The 14388-nt window shown below is 72.2% G+C and carries 10 protein-coding genes; 8 read left to right on the top strand and 2 right to left on the bottom strand.

Annotated elements, in window-relative coordinates; all coding sequences use genetic code 11:
• Positions 1–81: 81 nt before the first annotated feature.
• The gene (locus AB0A97_RS26415; RefSeq protein ID WP_361154519.1) at positions 82–1155 is read right to left on the bottom strand and encodes a LacI family DNA-binding transcriptional regulator; all 1074 of its coding nucleotides are present in this window, start codon (positions 1153–1155) and stop codon (positions 82–84) included.
• A gap of 173 nt (positions 1156–1328) precedes the next feature.
• Here AB0A97_RS26415 and AB0A97_RS26410 point away from each other — a divergent pair, with 173 nt between their 5' ends.
• A complete protein-coding gene (locus AB0A97_RS26410) occupies positions 1329–2294 on the top strand; it encodes a glycoside hydrolase family 16 protein (protein ID WP_361154516.1) in 966 nt (321 codons plus the stop codon).
• Entirely contained in the window at positions 2291–3457 is a 1167-nt protein-coding gene (locus AB0A97_RS26405) for a beta-1,3-glucanase family protein (protein WP_361154513.1), read from the top strand. Before AB0A97_RS26410 ends, AB0A97_RS26405 begins: the two co-directional genes overlap by 4 nt.
• A gap of 115 nt (positions 3458–3572) precedes the next feature.
• Here AB0A97_RS26405 and AB0A97_RS26400 read toward each other — a convergent pair whose 3' ends face one another.
• Complete coding sequence (locus AB0A97_RS26400) at positions 3573–5384, bottom strand: glycoside hydrolase family 15 protein (RefSeq protein ID WP_361154511.1); 1812 nt, start codon at positions 5382–5384, stop codon at positions 3573–3575.
• Between the two features lie 436 nt (positions 5385–5820).
• Here AB0A97_RS26400 and AB0A97_RS26395 point away from each other — a divergent pair, with 436 nt between their 5' ends.
• From AB0A97_RS26395 to AB0A97_RS26370, 6 genes are all read left to right on the top strand, one after another.
• On the top strand, positions 5821–7518 hold the full coding sequence (locus tag AB0A97_RS26395) for a CTP synthase (RefSeq protein ID WP_361154613.1): 1698 nt from the start codon (positions 5821–5823) through the stop codon (positions 7516–7518).
• A gap of 125 nt (positions 7519–7643) precedes the next feature.
• Complete coding sequence (locus AB0A97_RS26390) at positions 7644–8270, top strand: NUDIX hydrolase (protein WP_361154508.1); 627 nt, start codon at positions 7644–7646, stop codon at positions 8268–8270.
• Positions 8271–8443: 173 nt separating this feature from the next.
• Positions 8444–10672 carry a tetratricopeptide repeat protein gene (locus AB0A97_RS26385; protein WP_361154505.1) on the top strand — a complete coding sequence of 743 codons (2229 nt, stop codon included), beginning with the start codon at positions 8444–8446 and terminating at the stop codon, positions 10670–10672.
• A gap of 157 nt (positions 10673–10829) precedes the next feature.
• Positions 10830–11954 carry an alanine dehydrogenase gene (gene ald / locus AB0A97_RS26380; protein WP_361154502.1) on the top strand — a complete coding sequence of 375 codons (1125 nt, stop codon included), beginning with the start codon at positions 10830–10832 and terminating at the stop codon, positions 11952–11954.
• A gap of 489 nt (positions 11955–12443) precedes the next feature.
• Positions 12444–13460 (top strand): ParA family protein, encoded by a 1017-nt coding sequence (locus tag AB0A97_RS26375; protein WP_030019435.1) that lies wholly within the window; start codon positions 12444–12446, stop codon positions 13458–13460.
• Complete coding sequence (locus AB0A97_RS26370; protein WP_361154500.1) at positions 13457–14038, top strand: hypothetical protein; 582 nt, start codon at positions 13457–13459, stop codon at positions 14036–14038. Before AB0A97_RS26375 ends, AB0A97_RS26370 begins: the two co-directional genes overlap by 4 nt.
• The last annotated feature ends 350 nt before the right edge of the window (positions 14039–14388 follow it).

Genomic DNA, 14388 nt, shown 5'->3' with positions numbered 1-14388 from the left:
CGCCGCCCGGCAGGCCAGGCTCCTCACCCCGGCCCTCTTCACCCGGGCGCCCGCACCCCGGCCCCCGCCTCGCCGGCCCTCTCACCCCGACTCCCTCACCACCAGCCGAGCCGGCGTGACCACCGGAGCCGGCTCTTCCGACTCGTCCGCCTCGCCCCCGGCCGCCCCCCGCCCCGTCCGGCCCGCGGCCAGGCGCCGCAGCAGCAGCCGTGCCATCAGGCGGCCCATCTCCTCCACGTCCTGGCGCACCGTGGTCAGCGGCGGGTCCGTCCACGCCGCGGGGTCCAGGTCGTCGTACCCCACCACGCCGACGTCCTCCGGCACCCGGCGGCCGTGTGCCCGCAGGGTCCGCAGCGCTCCGGAGGCCATCAGGTCGGAGCAGACGAAGACGCCGTCCAGGTCGGGTGCGGCGGCCAGCAGCCGGGCCATGGCGCGCTCGCCGCCCTGGGCGGTGAAGCCGCCGTCGGCGATCAGCCGGGGGTCGGGTACGGCGGGGGCCAGCGCGTCGCGGTAGCCGTCCAGGCGGTCCTGGGCGGAGGTCTGGTCGAGCGGGCCGGTGATCACGGCGATCCGGCGGCGGCCGCGGTCACGGAGGTGGCGCACCGCCTGCCTCGCGCCGTCGCGGTTGTCGGTGTCGACGTACAGCGGGCGCGGTCCGTGGCCGGTGTCCGCCCAGCCGGGGCGGCCGCCGTAGACCGTGGGCAGGCCGGACGCCTCGGCCATCGCGGGCAGCGGGTCGTCGCGGTGCAGCGAGAACATCAGTACGCCGTCGGCGTGTCCGGCGGCCAGGTAGCGGCCGACGCGGTCGCAGTCGGCGCGGGTCTCCTGGAGGAGCAGCAGGAGTTGGATGTCGGCGGCCGACAGTTCCCGGCTGATACCGCGGAGTTGGCGGCCGAAGAACGGGTCGGCGAAGATCCGGGACTCCGGTTCGGCGATCACCACGGCGACCGCGCCGGTCCGGCGGGTCACCAGGGAGCGGGCCGCGCTGTTCGGTACGTAGCCGAGGTCGGCGACCGCGCGCCGGACCCGTTCGCGTACTTCGCCGCGGACTCCGGCGCCGCCGTTGACCACGCGGGAGACCGTGGCGCGGGAGACGCCGGCCCGTGCGGCGACCGCTTCCAGAGTCGGACGCCCGCCTTTTGACGGATGCACCATTGAACCCCCGTAGCTGAATTCGGGCCAACTCCTCGGCCCTTGCCAAGCCTTGACGGCTCGGCAGGAAGTCGGCACTGTGTGCCCCAACACGGCATGAGAGCGCTCTCACATCTTCTCAGGCCGCGTGTGAACACGGAACTCCTCATCACCCCACGTCGCCGAGGAGCTATGTCATGAACACGAAAATACCGGTAAGGAAGCGGGCCCGGGCCAGAACGGCGTCCCTGCTCGGCGCGCTCGGCGCCGCCTTCGCCCTCGTCCTCGCCTGGCCACCCGCCCTGTCCACCGCTTCGGCAGGCGCACCGGTCGCCGCGTTCAAGGAAGTGTGGCGCACCGACTTCAACGGCCCGGCGGGCTCCCGCCCGTCCGCCAACGACTGGATCATCGACACCGGTAAGGGCTACCCGGGCGGCCCCGCCAACTGGGGCACCGGCGAACACCAGACCTACACCGACCGCCCCGAGAACCTCCAGCTCGACGGCGCGGGCCGCCTGAAGATCACCGCCCTCAAGAACGGCGCCACCTGGACCTCGGGCCGCATCGAGACCCGCCGTACCGACTTCGCCGCCCCGGCCCGCGGCAAGCTGCGCATCGAGGCGCGCGTCCAGATGCCGAACATCTCCGGCGACGCGGCGCTCGGCTACTGGCCCGCGTTCTGGACGCTCGGCGCCGAGTTCCGCGGCAACTACTGGAACTGGCCCGGCATCGGCGAGTACGACATCATGGAGAACGTCAACGGCGCCAACCGCGTCTGGGGCGTGCTGCACTGCGGCGTCAACCCCGGCGGCCCCTGCAACGAGGCGCAGGGCATCGGCAATTCCCGTGTCTGCCCCGGCGCCGCCTGCCAGGCCGGTTTCCACACCTACGCACTGGAACTGGACCGCACCGGGCCCACCGAGTACCTGCACTGGTCCGTGGACGGGCAGCGCTTCCACACCGTCAGCTCCGCCCAGATGGACGCCGCCACGTGGGCCAGGACGACCCATCACGGCCACTTCCTCCTGATCAACCTCGCGATGGGCGGCGCCTTCCCCGACGCCGTCGCGGGCCGCGCCACTCCCACCGACGCGACACGCCCCGGAGCCTCCCTCCTGGTCGACCACGTGTCCGTCTCCGTACAGCAAGGAGCCACCGCATGATCTCCCGTCGCACCCTCATCGGCGGTGTCGCCGCGACCGCCGCCGCCGGAGCCGGCGCGGGCCTGTTCGCCCGCACCGCCGGTGCCGCGCCGTCCGGCGCCACCGCGGCCGGACTGCCGCTGCACGTCGTCAACCGCACGGGCCGCTACGCCAACTCGGCTGTCTGGATCTACATCGTCGGCAATGTCGGCGGCGAGCAGGTACGGGTCACTCCACAAGGTGACATCAAGCCCATAGCCCTCGGCGACAACCGCCCGGACGGCTTCACCGACTACGCCATGCCGCTCGCCGCGAACGGCAACACCACCCTGCGGATTCCGCGGATGTCCGGCCGCATCTACGCGTCGCTCGGCTCCAAGCTCAAGTTCAAGGCCGTACGGGACGGCAACGGCAAACCCGCGCTGGCCTACCCCGCGGGCTGGGTGTCCGGCGACCCCAACTACCCGATCGTGCACGACTGCGCGGAGTTCACGTACGACGCGGCCGGCATGCACTGCAACACCACGTCGGTCGACATGTTCAGCGTCCCGATGTCCATCCGCCTCACCGGCGCGCGGGACCAGACGGCCGGGGCGCTCAAGGCCGGTGCCCGCTCCCGCATCTTCTCCGAGATCGGCCGTACGCCGGGCTTCGGCAAGCTCGTCGTCGGCGACAAGCGCGTCATCGCCCCCAGTCACGGCCTGGACGCCGGGCTGTTCGACCGGAACTACCTCGCGCCGTACATCGACCGCTCCTGGAACGCGTACACGTCCAAGGACCTGAAGGTCACCACCGACAGGGGCACCTTCACCGGCCGGGTCAGCGGCGGGCAGTTCACTTTCCGGGGCCCCGCCCAGTTCTCCATCGCCAAGCCCTCCACCCGCGACGTGCTCTTCTGCCACGGCGCCCTGCAAGCGCCCAACGACGGACTGCGGGGCCCCGTCGCGGCGGTCCTCGGCGCCGCCCTCAACCGCGCCACCCTCGCCGACCACGCGGCCCAGCCCACCACCGACGCGGGCACCTTCTACAAGGGACAGCTCGCCAACCACTACGCGCGCGTCCTGCACGCCGAGGCCGCCGACGGCAAGGCGTACGGCTTCGCCTTCGACGACGTGGCCAACTTCGCCTCGTACATCGAGGACGGCGCGCCGCGCGAGATGACCCTCACGCTGACGGCCTTCTGAGCCACCACGGCCCTGGGCCACCACGGCCCTGGGCCACCACGGCCTCCTGAGCCACCGGACACGACGAGGGGCCACGGCACCGCTGCCGTGGCCCCTCGGCCGTCCGTGTCCTCCGTCAGCCGCCGTACGCGCCGCTGGCCGTCAGCCGCAGCGCCGTGTCGATCAGCGGGACGTGGCTGAACGCCTGCGGGAAGTTGCCCACCTGCCGCTGGAGCTTGGAGTCCCACTCCTCGGCCAGCAGGCCCAGGTCGTTGCGGAGCGCGAGCAGCTTCTCGAACAGGATCCGCGCCTCCTCGACCCGCCCGATCATCGCCAGGTCGTCGGCCAGCCAGAACGAGCACGCCAGGAACGCGCCCTCGTCGCCCTCCAGGCCGTCCACGCCCGCGTCGTCGCCCGAGGTCGGGTAGCGCAGGATGAAGCCGTCCTCGGTGCCCAGCTCCCGCTGGATGGCCTCGATGGTGCCGATCACCCGCTTGTCGTCCGGCGGCAGGAAGCCCATCTGCGGGATCAGCAGCAGCGAGGCGTCCAGCTCCTTGGAGCCGTAGGACTGGGTGAAGGTGTTGCGCTCCGGGTCGTAGCCCTTGGCGCACACCTCCCGGTGGATCGTCTCGCGCAGCTGCCGCCAGCGGTCCAGCGGGCCGTCCACGTCACCGGACTCGATCAGCTTGATCGTGCGGTCCACCGCGACCCAGGTCATCACCTTGGAGTGCACGAAGTGGCGGCGCGGACCGCGCACCTCCCAGATGCCCTCGTCCGGCTCGTCCCAGTGCTTCTCCACCCACTGGATCAGCTTGAGCTGGAGCAGCGAGGCGTAGTCGTTGCGGGCCAGGCCGGTGTTGTGCGCCAGGTGCAGCGCCTCGGTGACCTCGCCGTACACGTCGAGCTGGAGCTGACCGGCGGCGCCGTTGCCGACCCGGACCGGCTGCGAGTTCTCGTAGCCGGTCAGCCAGGTCAGCTCGTTCTCGCCCAGCTCCCGCTCGCCCGCGATCCCGTACATGATCTGGAGGTTCTCGGGGTCGCCGGCCACCGCGCGCAGCAGCCACTCGCGCCAGGCGCGGGCCTCCTCGCGGTAGCCGGTGCGCAGCAGCGAGGACAGGGTGATCGCCGCGTCGCGGAGCCAGGTGAAGCGGTAGTCCCAGTTGCGGGAGCCGCCGATGTCCTCGGGCAGCGAGGTGGTGGGCGCCGCGACGATGCCGCCGGTCGGCGCGTACGTGAGCGCCTTCAGCGTGATCAGCGAACGGACCACCGCGTCCCGGTACGGGCCGTGGTACGTGCAGTGGTCGACCCACTCGCGCCAGAAGTCCTCGGTCGCCTCCAGCGCCGCCTCCGGCTCCGGCACGCCCGGCGGGCGGCTGTGCGAGGGCTGCCAACTGATCGTGAAGGCGATCCGCTCGCCCGGGCCGACCGTGAAGTCCGCGTAGGTCGTCAGGTCCTTGCCGTAGGTCTCGGCGTCCGTGTCGAGCCACACCGAGTCGGGCCCGGCGACGGCGACCGTACGCTCGTCGATCTTGTGGACCCACGGCACCACCCAGCCGTAGGAGAACCGCATGCGCAGCGCCGAACGCATCGGCACCCGCCCGCTGACCCCCTCCACGATCCGGATGAGCTGCGGTGCCGCGCCCTCGCGCGGCGGCATGAAGTCGATGACGCGCACGGTGCCGCGCGGGGTGTCCCACTCGGACTCCAGGACGAGCGAGTCGCCCCGGTAGCGGCGTCGGTCGGCGGGCAGCGGCCCGCCTTCGGGGCTGTGCGCGGGCCCCAGCCGCCAGAAACCGTTCTCTTCCGTGCCCAGCAGTCCTGCGAAGACCGCGGGTGAGTCGAAGCGGGGCAGGCACAGCCAATCCACCGTGCCGTCCCGGCACACAAGACCGGCGGTCTGCATATCGCCGATGAGTGCGTAGTCCTCGATGCGCCCGGCCACGTGCATCTCCCGTCGAACTGGAGTGACGCCCCCCATGGGACGTGTGATCTTGTCCGTCCTGCCCATGAAACTCCGCCGAGCAGCGAGTCCGGAAATCGGGCGGGGGTGGTGCCTTGCCGGACGGCCCGTGGCGAGTGTCCGAGCAGGATACGACGCACGGCAGTGATCCGCTCGCCGCTGCGGTGAGACAGCACTGCGCCGAACGGGTGGCCTGGGTCACGTGCGGCGCCGCGCGCCCCGCGGGAGACGGCCGTACGTGTGCGCCGCGAGCGTGGCCGGGCGCGACCATGCCCGGTCGCTGATAGCCTGGTACCCCGTGGACCGGTGGGCCCGGCGCAAGTCACAAGGCACCCCCGACCGCAGCGAAGGCACCCCTGAAAACCGCAGGGCGTGGCTGATTCGCACCTCTTCACCACGCGACCACGGGAGCCCCCTCTTGGCCATGCCGCCCAGTGCCTTTCGGAACAACACAGGCACGACGACCAAGCACCTCTTCGTCACCGGGGGCGTCGCCTCCTCGCTCGGCAAGGGCCTCACCGCCTCCAGCCTGGGCGCGCTGCTCAAGGCGCGGGGCCTGCGGGTCACGATGCAGAAGCTCGACCCGTACCTGAACGTCGACCCCGGCACCATGAACCCGTTCCAGCACGGTGAGGTCTTCGTCACCAACGACGGCGCCGAGACCGACCTGGACATCGGCCACTACGAGCGCTTCCTGGACGTCGACCTCGACGGCTCCGCGAACGTCACCACCGGCCAGGTCTACAACACCGTGATCGCCAAGGAGCGGCGCGGCGAGTACCTGGGCGACACCGTGCAGGTCATCCCGCACATCACCAACGAGATCAAGCACCGCATCCGCCGGCTGGCCCACGAGGACGTCGACGTCGTCATCACCGAGGTCGGCGGCACGGTCGGCGACATCGAGTCGCTGCCGTTCCTGGAGACCGTCCGCCAGGTCCGCCACGAGGTCGGCCGCGACAACGTCTTCGTCGTGCACATCTCGCTGCTGCCCTACATCGGCCCCTCCGGCGAGCTGAAGACCAAGCCGACCCAGCACTCGGTCGCGGCGCTGCGCAACATCGGCATCCAGCCGGACGCCATCGTGCTGCGCGCCGACCGCGAGGTGCCCACCGCCATCAAGCGCAAGATCTCGCTGATGTGCGACGTGGACGAGGCCGCCGTCATCGCCTGCCCGGACGCCCCGTCCATCTACGACATCCCCAAGGTCGTGCACGCCGAGGGCCTGGACGCGTACGTCGTGCGCAAGCTGGACCTGCCGTTCCGCGACGTGGACTGGACCGTCTGGGCCGACCTGCTGGACCGGGTGCACAACCCGGACCACGAGGTGAAGGTCGCGCTGGTCGGCAAGTACATCGACCTGCCCGACGCCTACCTGTCGGTCACCGAGGCGCTGCGCGCCGGCGGCTTCGCCAACAAGGCCCGCGTCAAGATCAAGTGGGTCACCTCCGACGACTGCAAGACCCCGGCCGGGGCCAAGCAGCAGCTCGCCGACTGCGACGCGGTCTGCGTCCCCGGCGGCTTCGGCGACCGTGGCGTGGACGGCAAGGTCGGCGCCATCACGTACGCCCGGGAGAACAAGCTCCCGCTGCTCGGCCTCTGCCTGGGCCTGCAGTGCGTGGTCATCGAGGCGGCCCGCAACCTGGCCGGCATCGAGGGCGCGAACTCCACCGAGTTCGACCCGGCCGCCGCCGACCCGGTCATCTCGACCATGGCCGAGCAGATGGACATCGTCGCCGGCGAGGGCGACATGGGCGGCACCATGCGGCTGGGCATGTACCCGGCGAAGCTGGCCGAGGGCTCGATCGTGCGCGAGGTCTACGACGACCAGCCGTACGTCGAGGAGCGCCACCGCCACCGCTACGAGGTCAACAACGCCTACCGCGGCGAGCTGGAGAAGAAGGCCGGCCTGCTGTTCTCCGGCACCTCCCCGGACAACAAGCTGGTCGAGTACGTCGAGTACCCGCGCGAGGTGCACCCCTACCTGGTCGCCACCCAGGCGCACCCGGAGCTGCGCTCCCGCCCGACCCGCCCGCACCCGCTCTTCGCGGGCCTGGTGAAGGCGGCCGTCGAGCGCAAGACCGGCGCCGCCGCCGGTGCCAAGAAGGGCGCCAAGGGCTGATCCGCGGGCGGCCGGTCCCCCTCGCAGCGCGCGCGGGGGACCGGCCGCCGTTGGGTACGGTTGACCGGGGTACCTGGCCTTTCCCGGCCGGGTGCCCCGGTCGACTGCTTTGCGGAAGGACGTACATGGCCATCCAGGACAGCCCGGAAGCGTGGCGGGTCACCGCCACCGCGACGCCGTTCACCGGCAAGAAGACCAGCATGCGTACGGACGAGGTCGTCATGCCGGACGGCTCCACGGCCACCCGCGACTACCAGGTGCACCCCGGCTCGGTGGCCGTCGTCGCGCTCGACGAGGAGGACCGGGTGCTGGTCCTGCGCCAGTACCGCCACCCCGTGCGGCACAAGCTCTGGGAGATCCCGGCCGGACTGCTGGACGTCCCAGGCGAGAACCCGCTGCACGCCGTCCAGCGCGAGCTGTACGAGGAGGCCCACGTCAAGGCCGAGGACTGGCGGGTGCTGACGGACGTCTACACCACCCCCGGCGGCTGCGACGAAGCCGTACGGATCTTCCTGGCCCGCGATCTGTCCGAGGCCGAGGGCGAGCGCTTCGAAGTCTCCGAGGAGGAGGCCGACATGGAGCTGGCGCGGGTGCCCGTCGCCGACCTGGTACGCGGCGCGCTCGCCGGCGAACTGCACAACAACTGCCTGGTGGTCGGCGTGCTCGCGCTGGCCGCCGCCCGCGCGGGGGACGGACTGGACGCGCTGCGCCCGGCCGACGCGCCGTGGCCGGCCCGCCCGTTCGAAGCCTGAGCGCCGCCGCGCCGGCTCCGTACACACCCGCGGTCCGATGATGTGCTGATCCGGACGAGTGACGCAACCGTCGCGCTCCACCGGGCGTGTGACGGGTCGTGAACTACGCTCGACGGCGTGCCCGTACGCGACCGCGGCGGGCTCGTAAGCGCAGGTGGACGGGAGCGTGACCCGTGGCGGATCAGGCGGTGGGCGGGGGAGGTGCCCCGCCGGGGAAGGCGGGCGGGCCCGCGACGGCGGCACGGCAGCGGCCGGGACCGGACCCGGACGGCACGGCCGTGGAGACCGCCACCGACCGCGCCGCCCCCGGCCGGAATCCGGCCGGGGGCACCGCCGCGGCCGGACCGGGCAGCCGCAGGCCCCCCGCCCGCCGGACCGTCCCGTCCGCCGCCACCGCGGCCGGCGGGTTCATCGGCCGCCGCCGCGAACTGAAGTCCCTCCGTGCCGACATCGCCCGTACGGGCCTGGACACCCTCTCCGGCCGCCGGGGCGCCCGCAGCCGCGTCCTGCTGATCGCCGGGCGCCCCGGCTCCGGCCGCAGCGCCCTCGCCGCCGAACTGGCCCGGCAACTCGCCGACGACTACCCCGACGGTGTCCTGCGCGCCACCCTGAGCACCCCGGGCGGCGGCCCCGTACCCCTCGACCTCGTCGCCCGCGACCTGCTCACCGCACTCGGCGCCCCGGTCCAGCCCGGCGCCGCCGAGGACGAACTGACCGAGGCGCTGCGTGCCGCCCTCGCCGAGCGCCGCGCCCTGCTCCTGCTGGACGACGCGGCCGGTGCCGAGCAGGTCGAACCGCTGCTGCCGGACGCCGCCGACTGCCTCGTCGTCGCCGTCTCCGAAGGCCCGCTCACCGGCATCACGGACGTGCGTCCCTGCACCCTCGGCGGCCTGGACAACGCGTCCGCGGTCGAACTGCTCAGCCGGTACGCCGGCCCCACCCGCATCACCGTCGACCCGCGCTCCGCCGACGCCGTCGCCGAGGAGTGCGGCGGCCGCCCCGCCGCGCTCGTCCTGGCGGGCGGCTGGCTCGCCGGGCACCCCAAGAACTCCGTCGCCGACCTCCTCCAAGCGCTGCGGGACGTACCCGAGCAGGCCGACGAACCGGCCGGCGGCCGCCCCATGGCCCGCGCCTTCCGGCTCGTCTACGCCACCCTGCCGCCGGTCGCCGCCCGCACCCTGCGGCTGCTCACCCTCGCCCCGGCCGGGCTGGTGGACGCGCACATCGCCTCCGCCCTGGCCGGCTGCTCGGTGGCCGCGGCCGAGGCGGCGCTCCAGGACTTCGCCGCCCGGGGGCTGCTGCGGCCGGTGGAGGACGCGGAGCCGCAGCCGTCCGGGCCCGGGGCCCCGGCCGCCGGGAGCGCCGGCCTCCAGGCGCAGTACCGGATGCCCGGCTGCCTGGTCCAGCTCGTCCGCGCCGCGCTGCACGAGAAGGAACGGCCCGCCGAGATCCAGCTCGCCCGGGCCCGGATGCTGGAACGCACCGTACGGCTCCTCCAGTCGTGCCGGGCGCTCGGCGAACCCGCCGGGTCGCCGGCCCGGCAGAAGGTGGCCGGCCTGCCGCGCTCGCTGCGCTTCGCGTCCGCCGCCTCCGCCGCCGCCTGGCTGCGCAGCCGCCGGCCCGCCCTGCTGGAGGCGGCCCGGATCGCCGTCGAGGAAGGCGAGCTGGACACCCTGGACCGGCGGCTGATGGCCGCGATCGTGCGCACCCTGATCGCCCACCAGGGCGCCGAGGCCGCCGCGCCCGACCTGTACGGGCTGCACGGCCTGGTCCTGGAGGTCGCCGAACGGCGCGGTCTGGCGCGGGAGCGGGCCGCGGCGCTGCTCAACCTCGGCGATCTGGACGCGCAGGCCGGGCGGACCGCGGACGCGATGGCCCGCTACCGGGGCGCGCTGACCGCGGCGCGCGAGGTCAGGGACCCGATCGCGACGGTACGCGCGCTGGAGTCGCTGGGCGGTACGTACACGGAGCTGGGGGACTGGCAGCGGGCCGCCGACTGGTACGGGCGGGCGCTGGAACTGCGGATGACCCGCGGCGAGAACGCGGACGGGGCCCGGCTGCACGGCCGGATCGGCGCGGTGCTGACCTATGCGGCGCGGTGGGGCGAGGCCCTCAAGGAGTGGCGGGCCGCCTACGGCGCGTACCGGAGGCTGGGCGATGTCGCGGGCCAGGCGCGCGCGCTCGGCGAGGCGGCGCGGGTGCAGGAGTACGCGGGCCGCCCCGAGGAGTCGCTGCGGACCTGCACCGCGGCCCTCTCGCTGGCCGCCGAGGCCCGCGACGGACGGCTGGAGGCGGCGCTCCAGCTACGGATCGCGGACACCCTCGACCGGCTCGGCGACCCGGCAGCCGCAAGGCTGCACCGCGGGCTGGGGGAACGTCTCCTCTCAGATCACCCACAGTGACCTACGAAATCGGTGGTGTTCCTCTCAGTAACAGATGCTTTGCAAGGCTAGACAACTCGGAATCCTTAAATAGACTGGCCGGGCCGCGGACACCGCGGTCAGTCCCGGCATGCCTGGCATGCATGGATTTCCTCCTGCAAGCTCTCTTACAAGGACCGTGATCGACGTGAAGGTCGGCATCCCCCGCGAGGTCAAGAACAACGAGTTCCGGGTGGCGATCACGCCCGCCGGTGTGCACGAGCTGGTCCGCCACGGCCACCAGGTCGTCATCGAGAAGGACGCCGGCCTCGGCTCCGCCATCCCGAACGAGGAGTACGTCGCGGCCGGCGCCGAGATCCTCGGCACCGCCGACGAGGTCTGGGCCGCCGCGGACCTGCTGCTGAAGGTCAAGGAGCCGATCGCGGAGGAGTACCACCGCCTCCGCAAGGACCAGACCCTCTTCACCTACCTGCACCTGGCCGCCTCCCGCGAGTGCACCGACGCCCTCCTGGAGTCCGGCACCACCGCCATCGCCTACGAGACGGTGGAGACCCCGGGCCGCCAGTTGCCGCTGCTCGCCCCGATGTCCGAGGTCGCGGGCCGCATCGCCCCGCAGGTCGGCGCCTACCACCTGATGCGCCAGGCCGGCGGCCGCGGCGTGCTGCCGGGCGGCGTCCCCGGCGTGGCCGCGGGCAAGGCCGTCGTCATCGGCGGCGGTGTCTCCGGCTGGAACGCCGTGCAGATCGCCGTGGGCCTCGGCTTCCACGTCACCCTGCTCGACAAGGACATCAACAAGCTGCGCGAGGCGGACCGGATCTTCGGCACCAAGGTGCAGACGATCGTCTCCAACGCCTACGAGCTGGAGAAGGCCGTCGTCGAGGCCGACCTCGTCGTCGGCGCGGTCCTCATCCCGGGCGCCAAGGCCCCGAAGCTGGTCACCAACGAGCTGGTCGCCAAGATGAAGCCCGGAAGTGTCCTTGTCGACATCGCCATCGACCAGGGCGGCTGCTTCGAGGACTCCCGGCCCACCACCCACGCCGAGCCGACCTTCCAGGTCCACAACTCGGTCTTCTACTGCGTGGCCAACATGCCGGGCGCCGTCCCCAGCACCTCCACCTACGCCCTGACCAACGCCACGCTGCCCTACATCGTGTCGCTGGCGAACAACGGCTGGGTCGAGGCGCTGCGCCGCGACGCCGCCCTGGCCAAGGGTCTGAACACGCACGACGGCAAGGTCGTCTACGGTCCCGTCGCCGAGGCGCACGGCCTGGAGGCCACCGACCTCGCGGCGCTTCTCGGCTGAGGCGTCAATAGCGCGCGTCAATGACGCAGTGCCGGCCGGGCCTTGTCCACAAGGCCCGGCCGCGGCCGTTCGCCGACACGCCGCACGCCCGGAACGGCACGAGCGCACCCCAACTCGCCGAGAACGTAACCCTTTAACCGATTCGCACACCCTCGAAACCTCGGGCTTGTGCGGCTTGCACCCTTGACATCGGCATGTTCGATTGCCGACACATCGGGCCGGGTCCGGCGGATTGTGTTGCTGCGAACGCCCGACACGCCATAGAGTCGCCAACCGTCGGCATAGTGCCACGCTGACCTATCGATAAGTTTCCTGGTCACATCCAAGGAGGTAAGACGACTTGTGAATGAGTCGACATTTACTCCCGGAGGTGGTCGACCAGGAGCGGTTGCACGGGGCCAGGGTCCCTCGGGGCTCCAGGCTGTCGGCTCCGTCGCTGTCCACACCTTCGCGACCCAACAGAGCCCCACGACGACAGCCCACCAGAGCATGGACGGCCATCACGTGAACGCCATGGCCGGCGACCGGGGCGGCTCAGATCCCACCCGGCTCGCCGACTACGACGACCTGCCCGAGGGGCACTTCTACGACCCGGACGCGGAGTACGAACCGGACCCCGAATACGCGGCCACGCTCGCGCCGGACGCCGCCCGCCAGCGCCGCGAACGTGTCGGCCCCACCGGGCGCCCCCTTCCCTACTTCCCGATTCCAGGACCGTTGACGGACCACGGCCCCGCCAAAATCATCGCGATGTGCAACCAGAAAGGCGGGGTGGGAAAGACCACCTCGACCATCAATCTGGGTGCCGCGCTCGCCGAATACGGCCGACGGGTGCTGCTCGTCGACTTCGACCCGCAGGGCGCGCTGTCCGTCGGGCTCGGAGTCAACCCGATGGAACTGGACCTGACGGTCTACAACCTGCTCATGGAGCGGGGCATGTCGGCCGACGAGGTGCTGCTGAAGACCGCGGTCCCCAACATGGACCTGCTGCCCAGCAATATCGATTTGTCAGCCGCCGAGGTCCAGCTGGTCAGCGAGGTCGCGCGCGAGTCGACGCTCCAGCGCGCGCTGAAGCCGCTGATGGCCGACTACGACTACATCGTCATCGACTGCCAGCCCTCGCTCGGCCTGCTCACCGTCAACGCGCTGACGGCGGCTCACAAGGTCATCGTCCCGCTGGAGTGCGAGTTCTTCGCGCTGCGCGGTGTGGCGCTGCTCACCGAGACGATCGAGAAGGTCCAGGAACGGCTCAACCCCGACCTGGAGCTCGACGGCATCCTGGCGACCATGTACGACTCGCGGACCGTCCACAGCCGTGAGGTCCTCGCGCGCGTCGTCGAAGCCTTTGACGACCACGTGTACCACACGGTCATCGGCCGTACCGTGCGTTTCCCGGAGACCACCGTCGCGGGTGAGCCGATCACCACGTACGCGTCCAACTCCGTCGGTGCCGCCGCCTATCGTCAGCTGGCCAGGGAGGTGCTCGCCCGGTGTCACGCCGAGTGAGTCTGCCCGGAGCCGACGAATTGTTCCGCACGACCGGGGGGTCGGGGCTGCAGTCCCCGGCGCCCCGCAAGACGAATGGGGTCCCGCCGGGCGGCGGGGAGACGGCACGGGTTCCCGCTCCCGGCGGCGAGCCGGAGCCTGCGCCCGGGCCGGGGTCCGGCGAGGAAACGACCCCGCGGCAGCGGCGGGCCGAGCCGGATTCCGGCGCGGAGGGTTCGGCGGCCGAGCACGGGGGCCGCGGCACGGAGGCGGATGCCCCGAAGGGGCGGCGTCGGCAGGACGCGGAGTCCGCGGCGGCGCAGCCGGCCGCGGGCCAGCAGGCCGCTTCCTCGCGCCGCCGGGGGCGCGGGGCGAACCGGCGGCCCAGTGGCCGGGAGCGGCACGACGAGAAGATCACGGTCTATGTGTCCGCCGAGGAGCTGATGGACCTGGAGCACGCACGGCTGGTCCTGCGGGGCGAGCACGGGCTCGCGGTCGATCGGGGGCGCATTGTCCGCGAGGCGGTGGCGGTGGTTCTGGCGGATCTGGAGTCGCGGGGGGATGCGAGCATTCTGGTTCGGCGGTTGCGGGGGCGCTGACGCGGCGGGCGGGTAGTGGGTCTTGCGCTGCGCGCTGCGCTTGATCGCATTGGTTGCGTTGTGGGGGCGGGGCGCGCAGGGGGCCAACTCTCCCCCAGCCTTCGGCCGGGGGTACCCCCACGGCATCCTTTAGCTGAGGTGCATCGGATAGTGGGCCAGTTTCCGGACTGCCTGCGGGGATGGCCCCCTACGCGCCCCCTCCGGCCGGTTCCGCGAGCTCGGCCCGGTGGGGGGGAGAAGAAGAACGATCGCCCTGGTGCGCGCCGACCTGGCGGTGAGGCTCACGTTGGTGTAGGCGCCGCTGCTGCGCCCCTCCGGGGCGCCTCCCGCGCTGCGCGCGGGGACGGGCC

Origin of the sequence: Streptomyces sp. NPDC045470 (assembly GCF_040646595.1) — a bacterium.
GTDB lineage: Bacteria > Actinomycetota > Actinomycetes > Streptomycetales > Streptomycetaceae > Streptomyces.
The sequence above is the reverse complement of the archived record's forward strand: the minus strand, read 5'-3'. Positions and strand labels throughout refer to the sequence as shown.

Coding starts and splice junctions, on each gene's coding strand:
- AB0A97_RS26415 (WP_361154519.1), bottom strand. CDS start 1,155: ATGGTGCATCCGTCAAAAGGCGGGCGTCCGACTCTGGAAGCGGTCGCC.
- AB0A97_RS26410 (WP_361154516.1), top strand. CDS start 1,329: ATGAACACGAAAATACCGGTAAGGAAGCGGGCCCGGGCCAGAACGGCG.
- AB0A97_RS26405 (WP_361154513.1), top strand. CDS start 2,291: ATGATCTCCCGTCGCACCCTCATCGGCGGTGTCGCCGCGACCGCCGCC.
- AB0A97_RS26400 (WP_361154511.1), bottom strand. CDS start 5,384: ATGCACGTGGCCGGGCGCATCGAGGACTACGCACTCATCGGCGATATG.
- AB0A97_RS26395 (WP_361154613.1), top strand. CDS start 5,821: ATGCCGCCCAGTGCCTTTCGGAACAACACAGGCACGACGACCAAGCAC.
- AB0A97_RS26390 (WP_361154508.1), top strand. CDS start 7,644: ATGGCCATCCAGGACAGCCCGGAAGCGTGGCGGGTCACCGCCACCGCG.
- AB0A97_RS26375 (WP_030019435.1), top strand. CDS start 12,444: ATGGACGGCCATCACGTGAACGCCATGGCCGGCGACCGGGGCGGCTCA.